The sequence below is a fragment of the Acidovorax facilis genome (genome assembly GCF_023913775.1).
GTDB lineage: Bacteria > Pseudomonadota > Gammaproteobacteria > Burkholderiales > Burkholderiaceae_C > Acidovorax > Acidovorax facilis.
This window is the reverse complement of the sequence record NZ_JAMXAX010000047.1, coordinates 13,110-37,812: the sequence shown is the minus strand read 5'-3', so window position 1 is coordinate 37,812 and position 24,703 is coordinate 13,110. Positions and strand designations below refer to the sequence as shown.

At 65.7% G+C, this 24,703-nt stretch carries 26 protein-coding genes; 10 read left to right on the top strand and 16 right to left on the bottom strand.

The window, feature by feature from the left end:
- The first annotated feature begins 67 nt into the window (after positions 1-67).
- From NFX52_RS14730 to NFX52_RS14715, 4 genes are all read left to right on the top strand, one after another.
- Positions 68-886, top strand: coding sequence for a hypothetical protein (locus NFX52_RS14730; RefSeq protein WP_055393921.1), 819 nt, complete (start codon positions 68-70; stop codon positions 884-886).
- Positions 883-3,186 (top strand): ATP-dependent DNA helicase, encoded by a 2,304-nt coding sequence (locus tag NFX52_RS14725; protein WP_055393919.1) that lies wholly within the window; start codon positions 883-885, stop codon positions 3,184-3,186. The genes NFX52_RS14730 and NFX52_RS14725 overlap by 4 nt, the downstream gene beginning before the upstream one ends.
- A 38-nt stretch (positions 3,187-3,224) precedes the next feature.
- On the top strand, positions 3,225-3,902 hold the full coding sequence (locus tag NFX52_RS14720; RefSeq protein WP_055393917.1) for a YkgJ family cysteine cluster protein: 678 nt from the start codon (positions 3,225-3,227) through the stop codon (positions 3,900-3,902).
- Between the two features lie 134 nt (positions 3,903-4,036).
- Positions 4,037-4,567, top strand: a complete 531-nt coding sequence (locus tag NFX52_RS14715) for a hypothetical protein (protein ID WP_082437261.1) — start codon at positions 4,037-4,039, stop codon at positions 4,565-4,567.
- Positions 4,568-4,733: 166 nt separating this feature from the next.
- Here NFX52_RS14715 and NFX52_RS14710 read toward each other — a convergent pair whose 3' ends face one another.
- Both NFX52_RS14710 and NFX52_RS14705 read right to left on the bottom strand, forming a co-directional pair.
- Entirely contained in the window at positions 4,734-5,156 is a 423-nt protein-coding gene (locus NFX52_RS14710) for a nuclear transport factor 2 family protein (protein ID WP_238385469.1), read from the bottom strand.
- Positions 5,153-6,169, bottom strand: coding sequence for a zinc-dependent alcohol dehydrogenase family protein (locus NFX52_RS14705; protein WP_055393942.1), 1,017 nt, complete (start codon positions 6,167-6,169; stop codon positions 5,153-5,155). Before NFX52_RS14705 ends, NFX52_RS14710 begins: the two co-directional genes overlap by 4 nt.
- 109 nt (positions 6,170-6,278) lie before the next feature.
- Here NFX52_RS14705 and NFX52_RS14700 point away from each other — a divergent pair, with 109 nt between their 5' ends.
- Positions 6,279-7,151: a LysR family transcriptional regulator gene (locus NFX52_RS14700; RefSeq protein ID WP_055393940.1), complete on the top strand. Its 873-nt coding sequence runs from the start codon at positions 6,279-6,281 to the stop codon at positions 7,149-7,151.
- 66 nt (positions 7,152-7,217) lie between these two features.
- Here NFX52_RS14700 and NFX52_RS14695 read toward each other — a convergent pair whose 3' ends face one another.
- Positions 7,218-7,628 (bottom strand): hypothetical protein, encoded by a 411-nt coding sequence (locus NFX52_RS14695; protein WP_055393913.1) that lies wholly within the window; start codon positions 7,626-7,628, stop codon positions 7,218-7,220.
- A 116-nt stretch (positions 7,629-7,744) separates the two neighbouring features.
- Here NFX52_RS14695 and NFX52_RS14690 point away from each other — a divergent pair, with 116 nt between their 5' ends.
- Positions 7,745-8,638, top strand: coding sequence for a LysR substrate-binding domain-containing protein (locus tag NFX52_RS14690; protein WP_055393911.1), 894 nt, complete (start codon positions 7,745-7,747; stop codon positions 8,636-8,638).
- 61 nt (positions 8,639-8,699) lie between these two features.
- On the opposite strand, the gene NFX52_RS14685 is transcribed toward NFX52_RS14690, so the two are convergent.
- Positions 8,700-9,131 carry a tellurite resistance TerB family protein gene (locus tag NFX52_RS14685; RefSeq protein ID WP_055393909.1) on the bottom strand — a complete coding sequence of 144 codons (432 nt, stop codon included), beginning with the start codon at positions 9,129-9,131 and terminating at the stop codon, positions 8,700-8,702.
- 492 nt (positions 9,132-9,623) lie between these two features.
- Between NFX52_RS14685 and NFX52_RS14680 the strand changes: the two genes are divergently transcribed.
- Positions 9,624-9,995: a hypothetical protein gene (locus tag NFX52_RS14680; RefSeq protein ID WP_055393908.1), complete on the top strand. Its 372-nt coding sequence runs from the start codon at positions 9,624-9,626 to the stop codon at positions 9,993-9,995.
- Positions 9,996-10,075: 80 nt separating this feature from the next.
- Here NFX52_RS14680 and NFX52_RS14675 read toward each other — a convergent pair whose 3' ends face one another.
- Positions 10,076-10,675, bottom strand: a complete 600-nt coding sequence (locus NFX52_RS14675; protein WP_055393906.1) for a DJ-1/PfpI family protein — start codon at positions 10,673-10,675, stop codon at positions 10,076-10,078.
- A gap of 132 nt (positions 10,676-10,807) precedes the next feature.
- On the opposite strand from NFX52_RS14675, the gene NFX52_RS14670 reads away from it, so the two are divergent.
- The gene (locus NFX52_RS14670) at positions 10,808-12,142 is read left to right on the top strand and encodes an aminotransferase-like domain-containing protein (RefSeq protein ID WP_055393904.1); all 1,335 of its coding nucleotides are present in this window, start codon (positions 10,808-10,810) and stop codon (positions 12,140-12,142) included.
- On the opposite strand, the gene NFX52_RS14665 is transcribed toward NFX52_RS14670, so the two are convergent.
- The 11 genes from NFX52_RS14665 to NFX52_RS14615 form a co-directional block, all read right to left on the bottom strand.
- On the bottom strand, positions 12,111-13,103 hold the full coding sequence (locus NFX52_RS14665) for a universal stress protein (protein WP_055393902.1): 993 nt from the start codon (positions 13,101-13,103) through the stop codon (positions 12,111-12,113). The two genes, NFX52_RS14670 and NFX52_RS14665, sit on opposite strands and share 32 nt — an antisense overlap.
- A gap of 136 nt (positions 13,104-13,239) precedes the next feature.
- Positions 13,240-13,650 carry a GreA/GreB family elongation factor gene (locus tag NFX52_RS14660; RefSeq protein ID WP_055393900.1) on the bottom strand — a complete coding sequence of 137 codons (411 nt, stop codon included), beginning with the start codon at positions 13,648-13,650 and terminating at the stop codon, positions 13,240-13,242.
- A 562-nt stretch (positions 13,651-14,212) separates the two neighbouring features.
- Positions 14,213-14,527, bottom strand: a complete 315-nt coding sequence (locus tag NFX52_RS14655; RefSeq protein ID WP_353848481.1) for a GNAT family N-acetyltransferase — start codon at positions 14,525-14,527, stop codon at positions 14,213-14,215.
- Positions 14,528-14,777: 250 nt separating this feature from the next.
- On the bottom strand, positions 14,778-14,993 hold the full coding sequence (locus NFX52_RS14650; RefSeq protein WP_055393898.1) for a TOBE domain-containing protein: 216 nt from the start codon (positions 14,991-14,993) through the stop codon (positions 14,778-14,780).
- Positions 14,994-15,080: 87 nt separating this feature from the next.
- The gene (locus NFX52_RS14645; protein WP_242701043.1) at positions 15,081-15,872 is read right to left on the bottom strand and encodes an ATP-binding cassette domain-containing protein; all 792 of its coding nucleotides are present in this window, start codon (positions 15,870-15,872) and stop codon (positions 15,081-15,083) included.
- 216 nt (positions 15,873-16,088) lie between these two features.
- On the bottom strand, positions 16,089-16,952 hold the full coding sequence (gene ssuC / locus NFX52_RS14640; RefSeq protein ID WP_055393894.1) for an aliphatic sulfonate ABC transporter permease SsuC: 864 nt from the start codon (positions 16,950-16,952) through the stop codon (positions 16,089-16,091).
- Positions 16,953-16,976: 24 nt separating this feature from the next.
- A complete protein-coding gene (ssuD, locus tag NFX52_RS14635; RefSeq protein ID WP_055393892.1) occupies positions 16,977-18,155 on the bottom strand; it encodes an FMNH2-dependent alkanesulfonate monooxygenase in 1,179 nt (392 codons plus the stop codon).
- Positions 18,156-18,231: 76 nt separating this feature from the next.
- Positions 18,232-19,224, bottom strand: a complete 993-nt coding sequence (locus NFX52_RS14630; RefSeq protein ID WP_055393890.1) for a sulfonate ABC transporter substrate-binding protein — start codon at positions 19,222-19,224, stop codon at positions 18,232-18,234.
- 26 nt (positions 19,225-19,250) lie between these two features.
- The gene (locus NFX52_RS14625; RefSeq protein ID WP_055393888.1) at positions 19,251-20,225 is read right to left on the bottom strand and encodes a sulfonate ABC transporter substrate-binding protein; all 975 of its coding nucleotides are present in this window, start codon (positions 20,223-20,225) and stop codon (positions 19,251-19,253) included.
- A 165-nt stretch (positions 20,226-20,390) separates the two neighbouring features.
- Positions 20,391-20,981: an NADPH-dependent FMN reductase gene (gene ssuE / locus NFX52_RS14620; RefSeq protein WP_055393885.1), complete on the bottom strand. Its 591-nt coding sequence runs from the start codon at positions 20,979-20,981 to the stop codon at positions 20,391-20,393.
- Positions 20,982-21,094: 113 nt separating this feature from the next.
- Positions 21,095-22,117 carry a sulfate ABC transporter substrate-binding protein gene (locus NFX52_RS14615; protein ID WP_055393883.1) on the bottom strand — a complete coding sequence of 341 codons (1,023 nt, stop codon included), beginning with the start codon at positions 22,115-22,117 and terminating at the stop codon, positions 21,095-21,097.
- A 158-nt stretch (positions 22,118-22,275) separates the two neighbouring features.
- Here NFX52_RS14615 and NFX52_RS14610 point away from each other — a divergent pair, with 158 nt between their 5' ends.
- Complete coding sequence (locus NFX52_RS14610) at positions 22,276-22,548, top strand: oxidative damage protection protein (RefSeq protein WP_010461281.1); 273 nt, start codon at positions 22,276-22,278, stop codon at positions 22,546-22,548.
- A 183-nt stretch (positions 22,549-22,731) separates the two neighbouring features.
- The gene (gene mnmC, locus NFX52_RS14605) at positions 22,732-24,702 is read left to right on the top strand and encodes a bifunctional tRNA (5-methylaminomethyl-2-thiouridine)(34)-methyltransferase MnmC2/FAD-dependent 5-carboxymethylaminomethyl-2-thiouridine(34) oxidoreductase MnmC1 (RefSeq protein ID WP_055393881.1); all 1,971 of its coding nucleotides are present in this window, start codon (positions 22,732-22,734) and stop codon (positions 24,700-24,702) included.
- The last annotated feature ends 1 nt before the right edge of the window (position 24,703 follow it).

Below are 24,703 nucleotides of genomic sequence, written 5' to 3'. Positions count from 1 at the left end.
GCTGCCCTCCACAGCTTCGGACTCCCCGCCCTCCACCCCGATCACCCGCTTTCACCGCACCCGCCTCATGCAGATCTGGCGCTCGGCGGGCTGGCCGTGCAAGGATGGGCTGGAGATTGACCTGCTGGCAGCGGGCCTCATCCACCTGCACATTGCGCCCGATGGTTGTGAAACCCTGCGTCTCACCGACGAAGGCATCCGCACCCTGGCGCAGGCCCGCCAGCGCGGCGTGCGGGCGCTGAGCCTGCACGACCGGCTGGGGCAGAAGTTTGCGGCGCAGTTGCTGGCTTCGGGGCGCATCGTATGGACCGAACTGTCACTGCGCGCGGTGATCGACACCGTGCCGATGGGGGATGTGGTGCCGCCTGCGGCCACGGCCGATGCACCCGCCAACACCGCGCCCGCCATGGCACCGCTGTGGGCCGAAGATGACCACGCCCCGGCTGCCCGCGCCGCTGCCAATGTGTGGCGCATGGCCCGGCCCGATCTGTTCTCGGTGCGCAATACCTCGGTGCCCGCCTACCTGCAGCCCATGGTGCACGAGGTGAAGGCGAGCCGGGCCGACCTGCTGTCGGACCTGCGGCACGACGCCAAGCGGCAGGCCTATCAGTGGCTGTGCGAGGAGTGTTATTACGTCTTCCCGGCGGGCATAGCCGAGCCCGAAGAGATCCCCGAGCACTTCGGCATCTGGGTGCTACATGGCAGTGCGGAGGACGGGCGCTTTGAGCTGCTGCGCCCCGCGCGGCACAACCGCTGCACCCTGCCCTTCTCTGTGTGGATGGCGCTGTGCAAAGCCACGCCGCTGCGCAGCGATGACGACATGGCTCAGACCCATTTGGGCGAGCCTGCTCCTCCCGCCACCGACACCCCGACCACCCCGCCATGACCTACACCGTGGCGGTGCGCGAGCTGTGCGAGTTCACCGCCAAGCAGGGCGACCTGGACCTGCGCTTTACACCCGCGCCCACCGCGCTGGAGGGCATGGCGGGCCATGCGTTGGCTGCGTCACGCCGGGGCGCGGGCTACCGGGCCGAAGTGGCGCTAAGCGGCAGCTACCAAACCTTGTATGTGCGCGGCCGGGCTGACGGCTACGACCCCGCGCAGCAGCGTATCGACGAGGTCAAGACCTTCAAAGGGCGGCTGGACCGGCAACCCGCATCGCACCGCCACCTGCATTGGGCGCAGGCCAAGGTGTATGGCTGGCTGCTGTGCGAGCAGGAGCAACTGGCGCACATCGACGTGGCGCTGGTGTACCTGGACTTGGGCACGCAGCAAGAGACGGTGTTTACCGAGCGCTGCAGCGCCGACGACCTGCGCCAGCACTTCGAGGCCCAGTGCCAGCGCTTCATCGACTGGGCCGAACAACAGGTGGCCCACCGCGCGGCACGCGATGCGGCGCTGAATGCGCTGGGCTTTCCGTTTGGCGGCTTTCGCACCGGCCAGCGCCCGCTGGCCGAGGCCGTGTACAAGGCTGCGATGGCGGGCCGCTGCCTGCTGGCCCAGGCGCCCACTGGCATTGGCAAGACCATGGGCACGCTGTTCCCGCTGCTCAAGGCCGCGCCCGCGCAGCGCATCGACAAGGTGTTCTTTCTGGCTGCCAAAACCTCGGGGCGGCAGACGGCGCTGGATGCGCTGGGGCGCCTGTCGCACAGCGCACCGGTACTGCCCCTGCGCGTGCTGGAGCTGGTGGCGCGCGACAAGGCGTGTGAACACCCCGACAAGGCCTGCCACGGCGAATCCTGCCCGCTGGCACGGGGCTTTTACGACCGGCTGCCCGCCGCTCGGGCCGCAGCCGTGGCCACCACCATCGAAAGCAAACCCGCGCCCGCCTTGCTGCAGGCCCGCGTGCGCGACGTGGCCCTGCAGCACGAGGTCTGCCCCTACTACCTGAGCCAGGAGCTGGCCCGCTGGGCGGATGTGGTGGTGGGCGACTACAACTATTACTTTGACCTGGGCGGGCTGCTGCACGGCCTGGCCCAGGCCAACCAATGGCGCACGGCGCTGCTGGTGGACGAGGCCCACAACCTGGTGGAGCGCGGCCGCAAGATGTTTACCGCCGAGCTGAACCCCGCCGCCCTGGCCCAGGCCCGCAGCAGCCCCACCACTGCGCAGCACGCGCCGGTGAAGAAGGCGCTGGACAAGGTGCGCCGCGCCTGGGTGGCGCTGGACAAGGCGTACCCGGCCCCGTACACGGTGCTCGAAACCTTCCCCGACAAGCTGCTGGCCGCGCTGCAGCAGTGCACCACCACGCTCACCGAGCATTTCACCGACCACCCCACTGAACCCGACAGCGCGCTGCAGACCTTCTATTTCGACGCCCTGCACTTGCAGCGCATGGCCGACCTGCTGGACGCGCATTCGATGGTGGACATCACCCAGGCTTCTTCCGCCCACCACCAGCGGTCCCCAAAACCCGGCGACTCCGTGGTCTGCATCCGCAACGTGGTGCCCGCGCCATTTCTGCAGCCGCGCCTCGCTGCGGCACACACCAGCACCTTGTTTTCGGCCACGCTGCAGCCCGCGCGCTACTACGCCGACCTGCTGGGCCTGCCTGAGGACCATGTGTGGGTGGATGTGGAATCGCCCTTTGCCGCGCACCAGCTGCAGGTGCAGGTGGCGCGCCACATCTCCACGCGCTACCCGCACCGCGCTGCGTCGCTGGCACCGATTACGGCGCTGATGGCACAGCAGTTTCGCGAGCGGCCCGGCAACTACCTGGCGTTTTTCAGCAGCTATGACTACCTGCAGCAAGCCGCCGCGCTGTTTGCGCAGCAGCACCCCGATGTGCCGCACTGGTGCCAGTCGCGCCGCATGCTGGAGGGCGAGCAACGCGAGTTTCTGGCCCGCTTCACCACCACCAGCCAAGGGATTGCTTTTGCCGTGCTGGGTGGCGCATTTGCCGAGGGCATCGACCTGCCGGGCCAGCGGCTCATTGGCGCCTTTGTCGCCACGCTGGGCCTGCCGCAGGTCAATCCCGTCAACGAGCAGATCCGCGAACGCATGCAAACACTGTTTGGCGCGGGCTATGACTACACCTACCTCTACCCCGGCCTGCAAAAGGTGGTGCAGGCCGCAGGCCGCGTGATCCGCACGCCCAGCGACGAGGGCGTGGTGCACCTGATGGACGAGCGCTTTGCCCAGGCCCAGGTGCGCAACCTGCTGCCCGCCTGGTGGCAAACGCGCTAAGGTATGAGGCACGGCCACCTTCCCCCCGCCAACCGCCCATGCTGACCGACGACGAGCGCACCGCTTTCCTGCAATCCATCGCCCGCGTGCGGCAGCGGGCGGCGCAGGCGCTGCGGCAGGCCCAGGGCGCAGATGGCCCGGATGGCGCCGTGGCCTTCATCGCGCAGCTGCACCGGGGGCTGGACACCGTGGCCGAGCAGGCCCGCGCCACCGGCCCCCAGCCCGCCTGCCAGGCCGGTTGCGCCCACTGCTGCCACCTGCGGGTCGAAGCGACCGAGCCCGAGGTCTTCCACATCGCCCAGTACCTGCGTGCCCAGCCCGCAGAGGCATTGGCCGATGCCCTCAGCGCTCTGCAGCGGCATGTGGCCACCGCCGCGCTCAACCCCACCAACCCTGCACGCCAGGCGTGCAGCTTTCTGGTGGATGACCGCTGCAGCATCTACAGCCATCGCCCCGCCGCCTGCCGCAAGGCGCACTCGTTGTCAGCCCAACACTGCGCAGAACAATCCCCCACCATCCCCCAAAACCTGCGCCTGCTGGTCGATGCCGAGGCCCTGATGGCAGGCACCGCCCTGGCCTACCGCGACCAGCCCCTGCCCGCCAGCGCCCACGAGCTGAACGCCGCCGTGCTGGCCGCCCTGAAAGCCCCCACCGCCCAGGCGCGCTGGTACCAGGGCGATGCAGCCGCCTTGATGCCGAAGGACGCGCAGAATTGATTGGCGAATTGACTACCATCAAGCCCCACCTTGCGCAGCGGCACACAATGCCCCACCGTCGATAGAGGAGGCTGGGAGCTTTCCCCCTTCACATCGCGTGCCCTCCACACCACCGCCTCCTCGCCTTGATGAACATGCCATCGCCCCTGCGCTCTGCACTCCTCCTAATGGCCGCTACGCTGACCCTGACCCTGCCCCTGCTGGGGTGCAAAAAGCCCGAAGTCAGCGGACCCGCGCAGACAGGTTTTGACGCGCTGGCAGCAGCGTGCACCCAGGCCCTTGCTGCGCGCGAGCCCCATGTGCGCCCCGGGGGCGTCGGCGAATGGATCAAGACCGGATACAGCCCCGCCCTGGTACAGCCCGAGGTCACCCGCACCGAATCTGCCGTGACTCCTTACGTGGGCAAGATCGTCATCAAAGACAACGAGGCGCAGGCCGCCGCCACCACCGAAGCCGCCGCCCAGGCCATCACCCTGACCCCGGCGCACCTGCTCTCCAACCGCACCCACACCTTCATTTACAGTTTTGATGGCAAACAATGGCGCTGGCAGAACGGCCAGCGGCTGACCAAGATACCGGGGCAAAACGACCGGCTGGAGGCCCTGACGCTGGCGGATGTGAATGCGGCGGGGCCGAAGGGGTTTGCGGGGTGTTTGCCGCGTTGAGCCGCTAAAACGCTCTCTTTTTGATAGCTTTTTCCGCTTGATTGCCTAGCGCTGCAGGCCTTTTTTTGATGAAATTTTGCATCGACACACACCAGAGCCGCCGCCAGCAATCTGGCGTCACACACAAGCCCTGGTGGGTAGTCGCGCGGCCCAGAAAGCTGTCAGATCATTCAAGATCTGCGTCCATGCGGGTAATCAAACCCTTGGCATCCACGGTGATATCGAGCGTGCCAATCTCTTGGCCGAAATCCCCCGTGAAATCGACCCTCACCACCGCCCGCCGGCGACCAAGCCGCTTCATCGAAAGGAACCGGGTCACCGTGTGATAGCCAACGAAATACTGTTCGATGTAACGGCGTATTCCGGGATGGCCATCAAAGCGGTGGCCGGTGGATGGGTCGTCGATCACTGCATCGTGCACGAACAGGCTTAACGCGCGCTCCACATCAAAAGCGTTGGTGGCCGTGATCAAGACATCGGCCACCTGGCGAAGGTGTTCATGGGTTGGGCCCATCGCACCACGGCCCCTGTTTTCCATGCTGTCCATACCGGCTGACGAACTGGCGCTTTCAGCACGAAGTTTGCTCATGCCAGCACGCTCACCACCACCTTGCCACGGGCGCAGCCATCGGCTAGCAGGGCATGTGCCTTGTCTGCCGTGTCGAGCGTGAATGTGGTGGGATCGAGCAAGGGCTTCAACTGTCCGGCTTCCGCAAGCGCGGTGGCCTGTTCCATGATCTCGCCATGGTGCTCGCGGAACTGCCCCGTGAGGATGGGCAGCAGCGTGAACACCCCCGAGAAGGTGGCACCCCGGAACGACAGGGGCGCCAGCTTGTGGGTGCCCCAGCCTAAAGAGGTCACCACATGGCCGGAGTAACGGCGAACGGCCAGGAAGGACGCGTCCAGCACGGGGCCCCCGACCGTGTCGTACACGATGTCGAAGCCCTTGCCCTCCGTAAACGCGTTGACATACGCCTCTACCGAGGTCGTTTCGTAGTCAATCGGCGTGGCGCCGATGGACCGAATGTAAGCGGCCTGCGCCGCCGTACCCGTGGCAAACACATCGGCACCACGCGCGCGGGCCAGCTGCACCGCCACATGGCCCACACCCCCGGCGCCGCCGTGCACCAGCACCTTGTGTCCACTGCCCACCTTGGCGCGGTCCACCAAGCCCTCCCAGGCGGTGATGAAAACCAGCGGCAGGGCTGCTGCCTCGCGCATCGTCACATTGGCGGGCTTGCATGCAATCAGTCTGGCATCGACGGCGGCATACTGCGCCAAGCTACCTTGCAAACCGCCAATGCCGCCCGTGAAGCCGTACACCTCGTCACCCACTTGGAAGCGTGAAACGCCATGCCCGACCTCCTCGACCACTCCGGCAAGGTCCATGCCCAAAATGGCAGGGAGCGGTTGCTGGGCATGCTCAGCCGCGCCCGCACGGATCTTGGTGTCCAGCGGGTTCACGCCGCTGGCATGGATACGCACCAGCACTTGGCCCGCATCGGGCTGCGGCCGGGGCAACCAGGTGGGGGTCAGTGCACCATGATGGGATGCGAGTACCAGCGCCTGCATGGTGGGGGTGGAGGTGGGAGAGGTTGACATGGTGTTTACCTTCTTTGCAATGAACAGTGCCACCAGTGTCTGCCGTTCGCTTTTGAATGAAAATCCACAAGATTGAAACTCGTTCATTCACTTTTGCATGATGCAGCCGATGAATTGGGATGACGTGCAGGTGTTCTTGGCCATTGCCCGGCAGGGCACGCTGGGTGCGGCAGGCCGCGCGCTCAAACAAAGCCAGCCCACCATGGGCCGGAGGTTGAAGGCGTTGGAGCTTTCTCTGGGCCACACCCTGTTCCAGCGAACCTCCGAGGGCTTCGTGTTGACCGACGAGGGGGCCGCCGTGCTGAGCCATGCCGAGGGTATGGAGGCGCAGGCACTGTCGTTCTCCAGGCAACTGGATGGCGCAGATCAACAGCTGGAAGGCAGCCTGCGGTTATCGACCTCCGACTGGTTTGGTCTGCACGTGCTGGCGCCCCTTTGCGCAGCGTTTACCAACCACCACCCTCGGGTCACCATCGAACTCCTGACCGATGCGCGCCTGTTCAGCCTGGCACGCCGCGAGGCAGACCTGGTGGCACGGATTGTTCCTTTTGACGAACCCGACGTCATACAGCGGCGGCTGATGCATGTGCCCTACGCGCTGTACACCCAGAGCGGCGCAGATGTACACCAAGACGGGACCGACGTTCGCCTCATCACGATGGACCTGGGCTTCAGCGAAATGCCGGACGCAGCTTGGCTGCGCGAGGCCTTTCCCTCTGCGCGCATCACGTTTCGCAGCAACAACCGGCACGTGCAGGCGGTGGCCTGTGCATCGGGCGCGGGCCTGGCCGTGTTGCCGTGCCCGTTGGGTGATTCACACCCCGGCTTGCAAAGGCTGGAAGGCGCCAAGGCTCCGCCAGGGCGCGACGTTTGGCTGGGTTATCACCGGGATTTGCGCAGGCTGCCACGGCTGCGTGCTCTGGTGGATTTGTTCATGGAGCGGCTCAACCCCAGCCGCCCCGATGAGACGGAAAACCGTTGATGCAGAAGCGCCACGCCAAAATACCCGGAATGTGACGCAGCCCGTGCAAGGGCTGCGCTGCCTCGTTCAGCGCACCAGTGCCGCTTTGGCCGCGCCAGGGCCACCGTTATGGCGCTTTGCCAGCGCAATCAGGATGTGGATACCGACCGCCAGTGCCACCAGCAGCACGGCACCCAGGCCCCACAGCACCCAGGCCAGGAAGGTGACGCCCCCTGCAAGAGCAGGCACGGCCTCCAGCAGAGCTTGCACCATGGGGCCCACAGATGATACGAAGGCCTCCCACTGGCCCATCAACTCTGGGGGCATCCAGGCCTTGAGCCAGCCTGGCACCAGGATGGTGTTTGCCACCGCGCTGCCGCCAGTCAATGCGCCCGCGCTGGACACCGCCCAGACCGTGACCGCATGCATTCCCCAGCATGCCAGAGACCACAGGGCCAGCAGCGCCAATGAAAGAAACCAGTTGAGTGCGTAGAACATGTGAAAGCTTCCTTTATTTTCAAATTGGCAAGCGGCGAGTATGGGCAAACCTGCGCGGCATAGACACCAGCCCCAGCCGCACCTAGCATTCGGTTTTCTCGAACCTGAGCCCGCCCATGCTGAACTACCGCCACCTGTACTACTTCTGGATGGTTGCCAAGGAAGGTGGCTTTGCCCGTGCGGCAGACCGGCTGAACATGGCTGTGCAAACCATCAGCGCACAGGTGCGCGATCTGGAAAAAGCGCTGGGCCACCAGCTTCTCAAGCCTTCGGGGCGCGGTGTGGCGCTGACCGAAGCCGGGCAAGCCGCATTCACACGGGCTGAAGAGATTTTTCAACTGGGCCAGCACATCGAAGAAGAGGTGCGCGAAGCCGCAACCGCCCGTGTGGCGCGGTTGTCGGTGGGTCTGTCTGACGGCATCTCCAAACTGGCGGCACATGCACTGCTGGAGCCCGTTCTGGCCACGCCCCATTTACGGCTGGTGTGCCACGAGGGCGAGTCCGACGAGTTGCTATCCGAGCTGGCACTGCACCAGCTGGACGTGGTTTTGGCCGGGCAAGCCGCGCCGCGCAACCCCCACCAGCGCCTGACAAGTCAACGCATTGCCCGCTCGGCCCTGCAGTGGTATGGCCCGGCGTCGCTGGTAAAAAAGCAGGTGCGTGACCGGTTTCCCCAGTCGTTGCAAGACTTTCCCGTGCTGCTGCCTACGCACCATGCACCACTACGGGCCACTCTGGATGCCTGGTTTCGGGACGTCGGAGTGCAACCACGTGTAGTGGGCGAGTTTGAAGACAGCGCCTTGTTGGCCGTGTTTGCGGCCCGAGGGCTGGGGGTATTTCCGGTCAGCCGTCTGGGTGCGCAAGATGTGGGGCTGGTGCGTGGGCTGCGCCTGCTGGGTGAATGCCCCCAGCTTTTTGAGGAGGTTCACGCTATCTGGTCGCGCCGGGGGCAGCACCACCCGCTGGTGCGGCAGTTGGTGGATGCTTCCGCAGGGCTGGGTACAGCCTAGCGGGCTTCCCACACAACCACCATCCCCCTTGTTTATGGTTGCACTTGCAGTTACAGCTGCATCAGGCAGCCTGCGCCAGCTCGTAGTGGCCGATCCCGGAGGGCATGACGCCCATTTGCCAATACTGGCCTGCTGCATTCATCAGCCACCACTCACTCGGCGCCAGGTGACTGTCTGCCATGGCTGCGGTGTACGCGAACTCCAGGGTCTTGCGCCGCAGCTCAGGGTCTGTCACTTCAGCGAACAGCAAGATCAGCGTGGGACCATCAATGCTGGCGGTCAAAACCCGCTGTTCATGCATGCCCATCCACAGGTCTTCGCACAGGCCATGCAGCACCTTGCCAAAGCCGCCTTGCGGCAGACTCAGTTCCTGCTCCATATAAAGGCCATGCAAGGCATCCAGCTCGGACCGGCTCACATGGCCATCCGATATCAACAGCAAGGCGACGATTCGGGCCACAGCTTCGGGGCTATTGCGGGGATAGCTACGCATCTCTGATCTCCTTGAAATGGGGTAAGTGCAATGACAAAGGTGACAAGCAAGCAATGGTTGACCCAGCGCGCCCTAGCGGCGATAGCGTGAACGCGGCTGCCAGCCGTCGCGGTACTGGGCTTGCACCCGCAGCGGCACCTTGACCGGAACGCGCCGCAGCACAGGTGCCCGAGCCACGGCGACACGGGAGAGCCAGCGCACAAGGCGATGACGCAGGGAGGCAATAAGTGAAGAGATTCCAGACCAGGGTTTCACGGACGGCTCCTTTGAGGCGGAAAGTTGCGAACAGGAAGAAGCCTTGAATGTGTGGCCACCGCCCGCTTACAAGAAGCAGGTTTTCTCTGATGTAGACATCCAAAAAGTCGAAGTGACTCATCCGCAGCGAAATCGCCGCCAATGCACAGTATTTTCAGAAATGCAACGGAGAAATTTCCTGCTGGTTTACCGCCAAGCTGCGGGCTACGGTGTCACCCTCAACTCAGGAGATCGCAAATGCAGATTCTTTTCAGAACACGCCACCCCGAAGCCGCGCTTATGCGCGATGCCGTGGAGCGTCGCGTGCGTTTCGCCTTTCGCCGGCTGAACGCCCTGGTGCCGCGTGCAGAGATCAAGCTGGAGGACATCAACGGCCCCCGGGGCGGCCCTGACAAGCGCTGCCAGATAGCCCTGCGCACTGATGGTGCAGGCGCTGTGGTCGTGTCTACTGTGGCCAAGGACTGGCGCTGCGCGCTGGACGAAGCTCTGGCAAGCGCCGCCCGCCACCTTCTGCGTACCTGGCGCCGCAGCACAGCGCAGCGCAAACAGCTCCGCCGCGACGGGAGGGCAAGCTCTGAATCCCACGGCACCGGCGAATACCCTGCATAGGGACCCAAGCGCAGCCGCTCAACCCGCCAACCGCTGCACAGAGTCCGTTCCCCTAGCAAGCGATGGCAAGGTCACTCGCATCAACTGTCATGTTGGGTGACATGCCCCATAGCCCGGGCGACGTACTCCTCCTTCTCGCCCACCGGGGCAAAGTAGTGGATGACTTCGCGGGCAGCCTCGGGCCCTTCCAGCCGCGCAATCAGCCAGGCAGCCAGGTACTGCGCCGACAGGCAACCGCCCGCCGTGGCCACATTGCCCCGAGCCACAAAGGGCTGGTTCAGCACAGTGATGCCAGCCTCCTGGACCCAGGGTTTCGTGGTCAGGTCGGTGCAGGCCGGCACGCCGTCGAGCAGCCCCAACTTGGCCAGGATCAAAGCCCCCGAACACTGGGCGCCCAGCAACTGGCGCGCCGGATCGAAGGCGAGCTCCGCCATCAGGGCGGCGTCCTGCACCACCTCGCGGGTCTTCATGCCGCTGCCCACCAGCACGGCATCGGCCGACCGCGCATAGGGCAGCAGCGACTGGGCCTGCACCGTCACGCCATTCATGGAGCGCACCTGGTCTGTGGGGCAACACAGCGACACCTCCCACCCCGGTTTCTTCACCCGGTTGAGCAGGCCCAGGGCAATCAGGGAGTCGAGTTCGTTGAAACCGTCGAAGGTCAGGATGGCGATGCGCATGGCGGTGGAATCCTGTTCAGTAGAGGAAAGGAGAGTGAATGAAGCAAGAAATGGCCAAGCGCATCCTATCGACGACATTCAATACAATCAAAAAATTGTCATAGATACGTTTCAACGCAGAGGCACAACGCCATGGGCCAGGTTCGGTACAAACAAGTGGTGGACGCACTGGCGTCGGACATCCGCGCGGGTCAGCTGCGGCCGGGCACACGCCTGCCCACCCACCGCGCGCTGGCCCAGCGGCATGGCCTGGCGCTGGCCACGGCCAGCCGCGTGTATGCCGAGCTGGAGGCCATCGGCCTGGTGGTGGGGGAAACCGGGCGCGGCACCTTTGTGCGTGACCCCGCCCCCCCGCGCGGTGCCGACGCCGACCTCACCACGCCCGCGCCCAGCGCCACAGACCTCTCGTTCAACAACCCCAGCGTGCCGGGCCAGGCAGACCTGCTGCGGGATGCCCTGCGCAAGCTGGCCGCCTCCGGCGACCTGGAATCGCTGCTGCACTACCACCCCTACGGCGGCCGGCCGCACGAACGCGCCATCGTGGCCGGGCACCTGAAGACGCGCCAGCTGCAAGTGGCGGGCGAGCAGGTGCTCATCGTCAACGGCGCGCAGCACGGCATGGCCGTGACGGCCATGGGCCTGCTCAACCCCGGCGACGTGGTGGCGGTAGACGCTCTCACCTACCCCGGCTTTCGGGTTTTGGCCGAACGCCTGCGGCTGGACCTGGCCCCGGTGCCCGTGGGCCCCGCTGGCACCGACCTGGACGCCCTGCAGCGCCTGTGCGACACCCGGCCCGTGCGTGCCATCTACACCATGCCCACCCTGCACAACCCGCTGGGCTGCGTGATGGGCGCACGCGCCCGCAAGCGCCTGGTGGGCATTGCGCGTGCACACGACCTGCTGGTGATCGAAGACGCACCCTATGCCTACCTCGCGCCCGAGGCGCCGCCCCCCATCGCGGCGCTGGCACCCGAGCGCACGGTGTACCTCTCCAGCCTGTCCAAGAACGTGGCCACGGGCTTGCGGTTTGGCTTTGTGGCCACATCGCGCGAGCTGATCGGCCCCATCGAGCGCGCCGTGCGTGCCACCGCCTGGAACACGGCCGGGGTCATCACCGCCATCGCCTGCGGCTGGATCGAAGACGGCACCGTGGCCCGGCTGGAGGCCGACAAGCGCGCAGACACTGCGCAGCGCCAGGCCATTGCCACCCGGGCGCTGGCGGGGCTGAGATTGGTGCGGCACCCGCACTCGTACTTCGTCTGGCTGCCGCTGGGCGACGACCAGCGGGCCGACCGCATTGCCGCCACCCTGGCAGAACGCGGGGTGTCGGTGTCGACCGCCGAAGGGTTTGCCACCACCACCCATGTGCCCCACGCGCTGCGCATCGCGCTGGGGTCGGTGGCGCTTGAAGACCTGGCCCGGGCGCTGGCCGTGGTCAAGGATGTGGTGGTGCAGGACTGTTCGTGAACAGGCGCAGGGAGTCCGGTAGCGCGGCCGGGTTGGGATAACTCGGCAAACGCGGCGAACCCGCCTTGACGCGGCGCACCGGCAGATCGGTGGCCAGGCGCTTTACCGCCGAGCCACGTGACGCCGGTTGAAAGTCGTTCGGCACCACCAGCACATCCGCGAGCGCATCGCGCACGACGCGTTGCGCCACGCTATCGAACAGCAGGTCCGAGAGCCTGGACGCCGGGTGCTTGCCCACCACGATGAGGTCCGCTGCCGTGTTCTGCTGTTGCACCACTACCTGCCGGGCTGGATCGCCCCGGCCGATGGAAGACGAGAGCCGGTTGCGCCGTGCGTCGTACGAATCGGTCAGTGTGAACATACGGTCTTGCGCATGGCGGCGGCATTCCTCCCGGTAGATCTGAATGGCGCGTTCAGACACTTCGGCATACCGCAGCTTGCCCTCGTTGGCGGTGCTGATCGCATGAAACAGCTCAACCCGCGCGGTGGGATGCAGCGCAAAAGCCAGCTCGACCAGGCGGTGCGACACCCGCGAGAAGTCCACCGCCACCATCAAAGTTTGGTAAGGCTGGTCGGCAGGATTGCGCACCACGATCACAGGGCGCTGGCAGGCACGCAGCATCTGGATGGCGGGATGCGCGCTGAACCAGGCGCGCAGGCCACGCAACGGCGCCGTGCCCCACACCACCAGGTCGGCGACCGCCGCCTCGCGCGCCACATCCGCAGCGGTGAAGTCGATGCGCGTTGCCGCGTGAACATGGATGTTGTGGCGCTGCCTGAGTTGCAGCGCGTGGTGCGACAGGCGCACGCCCGCGTCCGGCGGGGGTGCCTCAGCGGGTGGGGCCAGATAGACGAGCCTCAGAGTTGCACGGTGCTCAGCGCACAGCAGCGCAGCGCGCGCGATGGCATGGCCTCCCTGCAGAGAGAAATCAGTGATGGCGAGGATGGAGCGAGGGGTCATGGTTGAACGTCCTTCTGTTTTGCACAGCGCGCACCTATCCCGAAGCGCCAATGCGAGATGGCGCCGGGCTGGCGGCGGTGATGCGGGTGAGCGCGGCCCCTGGCGGGCCGCAGACGGGTTGCTTCGGGGCTAACGACTACGTGACGTAGTCGCCCGTGGCCTCAGGCTGGAACTGAATGCCTTCGACAACGGCCGCGCACTCTTCGCCATGCGGCGTGTGCCACTTGGCAACATCCCCCACCTTCAGGCCCAGCAGGCTGATGCCCACGGGCGACAGCACCGAAATGAAACCCGCAGCCGGTTCTGCGTCTTGCGGGTAGCAGATGGTGAGCACCTGGCGCCGGTGGGTGTGCACGTCCACCAGTTCCACGCGGGAATACATGGTGACCACGTTGGCCGACACGGCGCGCGAGTTGGTGATGTCTGCGTTGGCAAGCAGATCTTCAAGAACAGCGGGGAGCTGGTGGCCCACCAGCTTGCTCAGGCGCGAATAGTCCAGGTCGGTGAGCGTGCGCTCGCCGTGAACGACAACAACAGCTTCATGCATGAAAGCACTCCATCAAATGCGGCTGTCGCCCCGTGAGAACAAGACGGCCGCTACCGCGCTAGGTGGTGCCCGGCGGTGGATGGTTGCGCTGAAAAAAGTGATGTGAGAGGGGGTGCCGCCGGGCTTAGGAATGTGCTGGCGTCAGCTGACGACGCGCATTCTTCTTTGCCGCCGCTCGCGCGACAGCCGCTGCGTGGAGCAGCGCAGCCAAGGCGGCAAAAGTGCAAAGAAGGAGAGTCGTCATGCGGCTGAGTCTAAGCCGCGTAGGCGGTTTTGGGCTGAATGGCCCCAGGGTTCTTGCCAGATAGCAGGCGCAGAATACTCATTTTTTGATAGCTGCTAGCGATTACCTATCAAGCGCTGGGGCTCTATTCGAACCATATCTCCAACGGGTGTGTCGTGTCACGGAGGGCATCGTGCTGCGACAGTACCTCGCCGCGCAGCTGATGGTTGCCTGTGTTGCCTATGTCGACAGCAGGCCTCGCGGACCACGGTCGCAGCCTCCCGGCCAGGAGGATCTCAACACGGTGTGCTAGGTCCTTTCCAGAGCCAAAAAACCTGGTTATTGCGTATTGCCGTGGTAGATGCTCGGGCAATACCGCTCCATCAGAGATTGCGGCTTCAGCGGAGGTGTGAAGCCGAATTGCGCATACAGACCATGTGCGTGACCCGTCGCCAGACTGAAGCGCCGAAGATCTTGCAAGTGCAGGTCCGCCAAGACGGGACCCAGGATGGCCTTGCTGTATCCGTTACCTCTGTGGCCAGGCAAGACGAAAGCATCCAAAAGGTTTGCGAAGGTGGCTAAATCAGAGACAACTCGCGCAAAAGCCACTTGCCTATCGCCAACGAACCCGCCGAAGCAAAGGGAATTGTCAATCGCCCGCTGAACAAGAGGGCGAGGAATCCCTCAGGCCCAACTGGAGTGCTTACTGAGGAACTCGTGAATCAGCGAGACATCGAGTTCTGACTTGTTCGTAGTGATACGCAGCATCATGTATTTGCTCAAGCGAATAGCGTCTACCAAATGTAAGCGCGTCTCAGGAAAACTCTCGTTTTTATAGCTTCCAGCGCTTACCCACCAAGCGCTGGAGCCGAATTTAATTCAAATTTTCTGTCCCAAAGCTGTCTCACAGCTTGGCAATCGACACCTCCGTGGACTTGACCAGCGCGACCACGTCGGAGCCGACGATGAGGCCCAGGTCGTCCACCGAGCGGGTGGTGATGACCGAGGTGACAACACCCCATGGCGTCTCGACATCGACCTCGGAGACGACGTCGCCGCGAATGATTTCGCGGACCTTGCCCTTGAACTGGTTGCGTACGTTGATAGCTTGGATGGACATGGGGTTCTCCTTGAATAGTCCGTTGAAAAAGAGGTCAGAGAAAGAAAAACAAGCAAACGAAAAGAGAGAGAGAGAGAGAGAGAGAAATCAGACCGCCCAGCGCAAGCCATGCGCAGGCACGCCGGGCCAGGAAACCTCGTGCGCAGGCTCCCCATCGGGCTTTCGCAGCACACGGTCGAGGATGCGTTTTTCGATGGCGGCAAACGCGGCGTCGCCATGTGAACGCGGACGCGGCAGGTCGATGCGCTGGTCCAGCGCGATCTGGCCGTCCTCGATCAGGATCACGCGGTCGGCCAGGGCCACGGCCTCTTGCACGTCGTGGGTGACCAGCAGCGCGGTGAAGCCGCTGCTGCGCCACAGGCCTTCGATGAGGCGGTGCATCTCTATGCGGGTGAGCGCATCCAGCGCGCCCAATGGTTCATCGAGCAGCAGAAGGCGCGGGTTGTGCACCAGGGCACGCGCCAGGGCCACGCGTTGGCGCTGACCGCCGGACAGGCGCGCGGGCCACTCGGTCAACCGATCGCCCAGGCCCACGCGGGCCAGCACGTCGGCGGCTGCGCCACGCTGCGCGGGCGGCAGGCCCAAGGCCACGTTGTCCTGCACGCGCTTCCAGGGCAAGAGGCGCGAGTCCTGAAACATGATGCGGGTGTCGCCGCTCAGGCCTGCAACGTCCTGGCCATCGAGGCGGATCGCGCCGCCGGAGACAGGTTCAAGCCCCGCCACCAGGCGCAGCAGCGTGCTCTTGCCGCAGCCGCTGCGGCCCACAATGGCGACGAACTGGCCGGGTTCGATGACCAGCTCGGTCTTCTTGAGCACGTCGCGCGTGCCGTAGCGTTTGTCCACGCCGCACACTTCCAGGCGCACGCCTTGGGGTTGCAAAGATAAATTAGTGGTCAAAATGGCCTCCTGCGCTTATCTATCCAGCGCTAGTAGCTATAAAAATGAGAGTAATTGGGCGCGGTGGCTGCACTGGGCGCGACCCAATGCGAGGGACGCCGCGCAAGGGCCGCCCCGCCGCGCTAGCGTCGTCCCCCTTCCCGAATCGCGTAGCGATTTGAGAGAAGGGGGAAGCCGCGTAGCGGCTCAGGGGGATACTCATGCCTGATACCCGGGATGCCACCTCAGCCAGTAGCGCTCCAACCCCTTGGCGAAGATGTCGGCCAGCTTGCCCAGCAGCGCATACAGCAGGATGCCCACGAGCACGATGTCGGTCTGCAGGAACTCGCGTGCATTCATCGTGAGGTAGCCGATGCCCGCCTGCGCCGAGATGGTCTCGGCCACGATCAGGATCACCCACATCAAACCGAGCGAGAAGCGCAGCCCCACCAGGATGCTGGAGAGCGCCCCGGGCAGGATGATCTGCTTGTAGAGCTGCCAGCAGCCAAGGCCATAGGTGCGGCCCATCTCGATCAGCCCCGGGTCCACGTTGCGGATGCCGTGAAAGGTGTTGAGGTAGATGGGGAAGAACACCGACACGCTGATGAGGAACAGCTTGGCCGATTCGTCGATGCCGAACCACAGGATCACCAGCGGGATGAGCGCCAACGCAGGGATGTTGCGCACCATCTGGATGGTGGAGTCGAGCAGCGTTTCGAACAGCTTGACCGAGCCGGTGAGCAGGCCCAGCGCCAGTCCCAGGCCGCCGCCAACGGCTAGCCCGGCCAGCGCGCGGCCCGCGCTGACCTGGACGTGGGTCCACAGTTCGCCCGAAGCGGCCAGCGTCCACGCGGCCTTGACGACCTCGAGCGGTGCAGGCAACACGCGGGTAGACAACCAGCCCTGTGACGATGCGATCTGCCACAGCGCGATGAGGCCGATGGGCACGGCCCAGGGCAACAGGCGCTGTGCGACGCTGGCGAGAAAGCGGGCCACGGGTGCGGGCAAAAACGGCCCTTCGATGGGCAGGTCCACGGCGTCGGCCACCGGGGATACCTGCAGTTCTCTTGCGGTGTGTGTCATGGAGAGTTCCGGTTCCGGGACAAGTCAGCTTTGCGACGCGCGCGGCACAAAGTCGTTGGCCACGGTTTCGCCAAACGGGCCCAGTGGGTTGCCAAACAAGGGGTTGCCGCTGGCCAGTTGGTTGCGCAGCGGCAGGGGCAGCAGCGGGAACACCAGCTCGGCAAAGCGGTAGGCCTCGTCCAGGTGCGGATAGCCCGACAGCACAAAAGTGTCCAGCCCCAGCGCTGCGTATTCCTCAATGCGCGCAGCCACGGTCTGCGGGTCGCCCACCAGGGCGGTGCCTGCACCGCCACGCACCAAGCCCACGCCCGCCCACAGGTTGGGGCTGATCTCCAGGTCCTTGCGACTGCGCTTGGCGCCGCCCGCATGGAGGGACGCCATGCGGCGCTGGCCTTCGGAGTCCATGCGTGCAAACACGGCCTGGGCGCGCACCACGGTGTCGTCGGTCACATGGCTGATGAGTTCTTCGGCAGCGGCCCAGGCCTGTTCCTCGGTCTCGCGCACGATGACGTGCAGGCGGATGCCGAAGTTGACGGTGCGGCCGTGTTTGGCGGCACGGGCGCGCACGTCGGCCACCTTCTTCGCCACTTCGGCCGGTGGCTCGCCCCATGTCAGATAGGTTTCCACCTGCTCGGCCGCCAGATCGTGCGCGGCGGGCGACGAGCCGCCAAAGTACACCGGCGGGTGGGGCTGCTGCACCGGGGGGAAAAGCAGCTTGGCGCCCTTCACCGACAGGTGCTTGCCTTCAAAGTCCAGACTCTCGCCCCGGTGGCTGCGCGTGAGGATCTCGCGCCAGATGCGGATGAACTCGGCCGACTGTTCGTAGCGCGTAGCGTGGTCCAGGAACACGCCGTCGCCCTCCAGCTCGGCCTGGTCGCCGCCGGTGACCAGGTTGATGAGCAAGCGCCCGCCCGAGAGCCGGTCGAACGTGGCCGCCATGCGCGCAGCCAGCGCGGGCTGGTGCAGGCCGGGGCGCACGGCCACCAAAAACTTGAGGTTGCGCGTGACAGGCAGCAGGCTCGCAGCCACCACCCACGGGTCTTCGCACGAGCGGCCGGTGGGGATGAGAACGCCTTCGTAGCCCAGGCTGTCGGCCGCCACTGCGACCTGCTTCAAGTAGTCGTGGTTGAGCTGGCGTGCGCCTTTGGCGGTGCCCAGGTAGCGGCTGTCGCCGTGGGTGGGAATGAACCAGAAAATTTTCATGAGTGCCTCGGAGAGTTGGGGGGTGTTTTGATGCGGTTGTGGTTGTGGCTCAGTGCCGGACCGACGCAGCGGCCAGTTACGCGGCGGCGGGCCGCCACACGATGTCGGCCACGTTCACAGGCTTGGGAATCAGGCCGAGCTTGAAAAACGCATCGGCCACACGCTGCTGGTCGGCCACGGTGGCGGGAGAGAGCAGCCCCACTGGCGACGAGGGGCGGCGCTGGATGAACAGGCTCACGACACCCGCGTCCAGGCCGCTGAAGTCGGCAATGAGCTTGATCGCATCTTTGCGCGCCTCTTGCGCCAGGCGGTCGGCGCGGCTGAGTTCTTCAAACAGCACGCGCAGCACCTGGGGGTGGGCTTGCACAAACGGGCGGGCCGCCAGGTAGAAGGAGTTGTTGCTGCTGGCCAGGTCGCGCCCCGTGGCCAGCACGCGGGGCTGGATGGCCAGCTCGGTGGCGGCGTAGAACGGGTCCCAGATGGCCCAGGCGTCCACGCTCTTGCGCTCGAACGCGGCGCGCGCATCGGCAGGAGTCAGGTGCACGGGCTGGATATCGGCCCACTGCAGGCCCGCGCGCTCCACGGCGCGCACCAGCAGGTAGTGGGCGCTGCTGCCCTTTTGCACGGCAATGCGGCGGCCCTTGAGGTCGGCCAGGGTACGCAGAGGCGAATCCCTGAGCACCAGCAGCGCGGAGCTGTCGGGCTTGGGTGGCTCGGCGCCCACGTAGAGCAGGTCTTTGCCAGCGGCCTGGGCGAACACGGGGGGCGAGTCGCCGGTCAGGCCGAATTCGAGGCTGCCGACCGACAGCGCCTCCAGCAGCTGCGGCCCGGCCGGGAACTCCAGCCAGCTGATCCGCGTGCCCGGAAAGCGTTTTTCCAGCACGCCCTGCTGCTTCAGGATGACGAGGTTGACGGCCGACTTCTGATAACCAATGCGCAGTTGCTCGGGCCCTTGCACGGCGGCGCTTTGCGCGTGGGCATAGCGGCCGGCCAGCGCCCAGCTGAAAGCGGTAACGCCCAGCAGCTGCAGTGCGCGACGGCGCTCTGCGTTGACGGTGAGGTGGGTCATGGCGATGTGTCCTTTCATGGCCCGGGTCACAGCAGATCAACCGGCGCGGCGTGTAGCAGGTTGAGCTTTTTGGGGATGAGCTTGAGGTCGAAGAAGGTGTCGGCAATCGCCTGCTGCTCAGCCAGGATCTCGCGCGTGACGGACGCGGTGCCGAAACGGGCGCGGCTCAGGTACAGGTCGGTGATGGATTTGTCCAGACCCAGCACGGCAGACAGCTCGGCCGCCGCGGCGTCCTTGTTTTTGGACGCCCAGGTGTCGATGGCGTTGACTTCTTCGATGGCAATGCGCAGCACGTCGGCGTTCCTGGTGGCGAAGTCGCGCGAGGTGAAGTAGTAGGCGCGGTTGTTGACCACGCCCGTGGCATCGACCAGCAGACGCGCATCGAGCTGCTTTTGCGCGGCGGCGAGGAAGGGGTCCCAGATGATCCAGGCATCGATCGCGCCGCGTTCAAACGCGGCCCGCGCGTCGGCCGGGGCCAGGAAGATGGATTGCACGTCACCGTATTTCAGGCCGTTCTTCTCCAGCAGCTTGACCAGGAAGTACTGCACGTTGGAGCCCTTGTTGTAGGCCACGCGCTTGCCTTTGAGGTCGGCCACGCTGCGGATCGGCGAACCGCTGGGAACGATGACCGCCTCCAGTGCAGGGCGCGGCACGGTGGCACCGGCATAGACCAGCGGGGCGCCTGCCGCCTGGGCAAAGATGGGCGGGGCTTCGCCCACGTCGCCGAAGTCGATGGAGCCGACGTTGAGCGCTTCAAGCTGCACGGGGCCTGCGTTGAATTCGGTCCAGGTGACCTTGACGCCCAGCGGGGCCAGGCGCTTTTCGAGGGTGCCACGGCCCTTCAGGATGGAGAGCCAGCCCTTTTGGTGGCCCACGCGCAGCACGCGGGCCGCGCCAGGGGCCTGGGCCCAGGCGGAGGGAATCGCCCCAGCGGCGGCGGAGGCAGCACTGGCGGCCAGCAGGTGGCGGCGTTGCAGGGAAAAGCGGTTCAGTTCGTTCATGGTGCGGGTTCCAGCAGCAAATCAGGGGGAGGGAGCACCGGGCGGGCTGGCAGCAGGCGGCACACCGCCCTGCCCGCGCACCCAGCGCAGCAAATCAAATAATGGAAATGAAGGGGAAGGAAGGTGGCGCTGGCACTGCGGGCCTGCCGCAGCGCCGGGCCCGCGTCAGACGCTACATCGCACCTGCGAGAACGGCACCGGCGCAAACCGCGTGGCCTGGGCGGGCGACGGGCGCAGGGTTTCGGTCACCAGCACGTTCACCGCATCGTCCAGCCGGGCGGCAATGTCGGCCTGCACGTGGTAGCGGCCCTCGGGCGTCAGCGTGACCTGGGCGTCGGTGGCGTAGATGCCGGGCAGGATGCTCTTGGCACCCAGCGACTGCAGCACGGGGCGCAGCGCGTAGTCCAGCGCCAGCATGTGGTGCGGGCTGCCGCCCGTGGCCAGGGGCAGCACGACCTTGCCCTTGAGGGCCGTTTGCGGCAGCAGGTCCAGAAACACCTTGAGCACGCCGCTGTAGGCCGCCTTGTAGACCGGGGTGGCCACGACCAGCACGCTGGCATCGGCCACCTGGTCGATGGCATGCACCACCGTGGGGTGGCCAAAGTCGGCCAGCAGCAGCGCCTGGGGCGAGAGGTCGCGGATGTGGATGCGGTCCACCAGCGCACCACGCACTGAGAGGCGCTGGGCCACGGCATCCAGCAAGGCGGCGGAGCGGGAACGCTCGGAGGGGCTACCAGCGATGAGAAGAGCGGACATAAGAGAGGATTCCAGAGGGCGTGGTCAGACCAGCGCCACCCTGGATCCGGCTTCGCCGGTCCAGCGGTGGCGCCCCTTGAGGGGAGGCGGCTGAAGGCCGCTTCGGGGTGAGCCTATTTTTTGGTGTAGATCTGGTCAAAGCTCGCGTTGTCCGCAAAGTGGTCCTTGGCCGCCTTGTCCCAGCCACCGAACGCGTCGTTGATGGTGAACAGGTTCAGCTTGGGGAACTGCTTGGCGTACTTGGCCTTGGCTTTGTCAGACACGGCGGGGCGGTAGAAGTGCTTGCCCGCAATGTCCTGGCCTTCTTCGGTGTAGAGGTACTGCAGATAGGCCTCGGCCACGGCACGGGTGCCCTTCTTGTCCACGTTCTTGTCCACCACCGACACGGCGGGTTCGGCCAGGATGGAGATCGAAGGCGCGATCACGTCGAACTTGGTGCCGAACTCCTTTTCGAGCAGGTAGGCCTCGTTCTCCCAGGCGATCAGCACGTCGCCCTGGTTGCGCTGAGCGAAGGTGATGGTGGAGCCACGCGCGCCGGTGTCCAGCACGGGCACGTTGCCATACAGCTTGGCCACGAAGTCCTTGGCCTTGGCGTCGCCACCGTACTTGCGCTTGGCGAATTCCCACGCGGCCAGGTAGTTCCAGCGCGCGCCGCCCGAGGTCTTGGGGTTGGGCGTGATCACCTTCACATCGGCGCGCACCAGGTCGTCCCAGTCCTTGATGCCCTTGGGGTTGCCCTGGCGCACCACCAGCACGATGGTCGAGGTGTAGGGCGAGCTGTTGTGTGGCAGGCGCTTTTGCCAGTCCTTGGGAATCCAGCCGCCGTTGGTGTGCAGCGCATCGGTGTCGCCCGCCAGGGCCAGCGTGGCCACGTCGGCGTCCAGCCCGTCGATGATGGAGCGTGCCTGCTTGCCCGAGCCGCCGTGGCTTTGCTTGATGGTCACGTCCTGGCCGGTCTTGGCCTTCCAGTGCTTGGCAAACGCCTGGTTGAACTCCACGTACAGCTCGCGGGTCGGGTCGTACGACACATTGAGCAGCGTCACAGACTGTGCAAACGACGGCAATGCCGTCAGGGCCAAACTGCCCACCAGGGCGGCGGCAAAGGGAAACTTGATAAAGTCGCGGCGAAAGTTCATGGGAGGGCCTCTTTTGTGAATGTGTTGCGGTGCAAATCACCGATGGAACGCATTCTGGAAGGCCCTCTTCAAAACTGGAACTACTGAGATTTCAGTTCTTAATATCCAAATCATCTGAGCGAAGCCTTTTTCGCTCACCCCCACTACAAGGAATTCCCATGGCACGCACCGTTCAATGCATCAAGCTCGGCAAGGAAGCCGAAGGCCTCGACTTCCCCCCCTACCCCGGCGAACTGGGCAAACGCATCTGGGAAAGCGTGAGCAAGGAAGCCTGGGCTGGCTGGCTCAAGCACCAGACCATGCTGGTCAATGAAAACCGCCTGAACCTGGCCGATGCGCGCGCCCGCCAGTACCTGGCGCGCCAGATGGAAAACCATTTCTTTGGCGGCGGCGCAGACGCCGCGGCGGGCTACGTCCCGCCCAGTGCGTAACGTAGTGAAGCACTGCGAGAAATGGTTTCGCCAAAACCACTTTTTTGGCAGCGGCGCTGACGCTGCGGCGGGATATGTCCCGCTTGGCGCGTGACGCAGCGCAACGCACCCTGGAGCGGTTCGCGGTAAAAACCGCCTTCCCTTTCCAACAGGCCGGCGCCACGCCGGCCTTTTGCCGTTCTCATGACTGAACCCATCGAGTGGCTGCCGGACGGCACCCCCTACAGCCCCCGCTTCGGCGACCGCTACCACAGCGAAAACGGCGGCCTCACCCAGGCCCGCCGGGTGTTTCTGCACGGCTGTGGCCTGCCCGAGGCCTGGGCGGGGCAGCCGCAATGGCGCATTCTGGAGACAGGGTTTGGCTTTGGCCTGAATTTCCTGGTGACCTGGGCCGCGTGGCGGGCCGACCTGCAGCGTCCCACGCTGCTGCATTTCGTATCAACCGAAGCCTGGCCCGTGAGTGCAGGCGACCTGCTGCGCGCCACGTCGGTCCACCCCGAGCTGGCGCCGCTGGCAGAAGCACTGCACCGCCAGTGGTGGGGCCTGCTGCCGGGCGTGCACCGCCTGCGCTTTGATGAAGGCCGGGTACTGCTCACCCTGTATGTGGGCGACACCCAGACCATGCTGCGCCAGCAGAACCTGACGGTGGATTCCATCTACCTCGACGGCTTCAGCCCCCAGCGCAACCCCGAAAGCTGGGACCTGCACACTCTGAAGGCCGTGGCGCGCTGTTGCCATCGCGGTACACAGCTCGCCACCTGGACCATTGCACGCGCTGTGCGCGATGGCTTAGCGCAATGTGGCTTTGAAGTGAACCGCGTGCCCGGCGTGCCGCCCAAGCGCGACAACCTGCACGCCACCTACAACCCACACTGGGAGCCGCGCACCGCGCGCCAGCCTGTAGCCACGCCCCAACCCGCCCTGCCCGGCCCCTGCATCGTGATCGGCGGCGGCATTGCGGGCGCGGCCGCAGCCGCCAGCCTGGCCCGGCGCGGCTGGCAGGTGGTGGTGCTGGACCAGGCCCCCGAGCCCGCCGCAGGCGCATCGGCCCTGCCCGCCGGGGTGTTTGCGCCCCATGTGTCGCCGGATGACAGTGTGCTCTCGCGCCTGTCGCGCAGCGGTATCCGCACCACGCTGGAGCAGGCCCGCTGGCTGCTGAGCGAGGGCATGGACTGGGCCCATTGCGGGGTGCTGGAGCACCGCACAGACGGCACGCCCGGCCTGTCGCCCGCTTGGGACCAAGGGCCAGGCGCCGCCTGGAGCGAGCCCGCGCCCTCTGCCGCCCTGGCCGCTGCACAGTTGCCACCCGATGCCACGGCCTGCTGGCACCACCAGGCAGGCTGGGTGCGCCCTGCCCGCCTGGCCACGGCCTTGCTGGCGCAGCCCGGCATACGCTGGCAAGGCGGCTGCCAGGTGGCACAGCTACGACGTGCCGAGCCCCCCGCCGCCGATGACCACCCGGCCACCACGGTCTGGCAGGCGCTGGATGCCCAGGGCCAGGTGCTGGCCGAGGCACCCACGGTGGTCATTGCGGCGGGAGCTGGCAGCCTGGAGCTGCTCAACCACCGCTGGCCTTTGCAGCCGGTTCGGGGGCAGGTGTCGTGGGGGGACCATGCAGACCCTGCGGCGCCGCTGCTGCCGTTTCCGGCCAACGGCAACGGCAACCTGGTGCCCCGCTTTCCGCTCGGCGGCGATGCGGGTGGCCGCCAGGGCTGGGTTTGGGTAATGGGCTCCACGTTTGAGCGGGATGTGCAGGCCCTGCCGCCCAGCGCCGCCGACGTTCAGGCAGCCCATGCCACCAACTGGGGCAAGTTGCAGGCACTGCTGCCCGCAATAGCACCGCAATTGGCGCCCGCGTTCCACCAAGCGTCGCTCGCTCCCCCCACCGCAGCGTCAGAACCCGAAGGGGGGCCAGCAGCGCCGCCTGCCCTGAAAACCTGGGCCGCCGTGCGCTGCACCGCACCGGATCGCCTGCCCATCGTCGGCCCTGTGGACGCCACGGACCTTCCGGGCCTGTGGGTCAACACCGCCATGGGCGCGCGGGGGCTGACGCTGGCGCTGCTCTGTGGCGAGCTGCTGGCAGCCCGCCTGCAAGGCGAACCCCTGCCGCTGGACGCCAAGCTGGCCAGGGCGCTGGGTACCGAGCGCCTGTAAA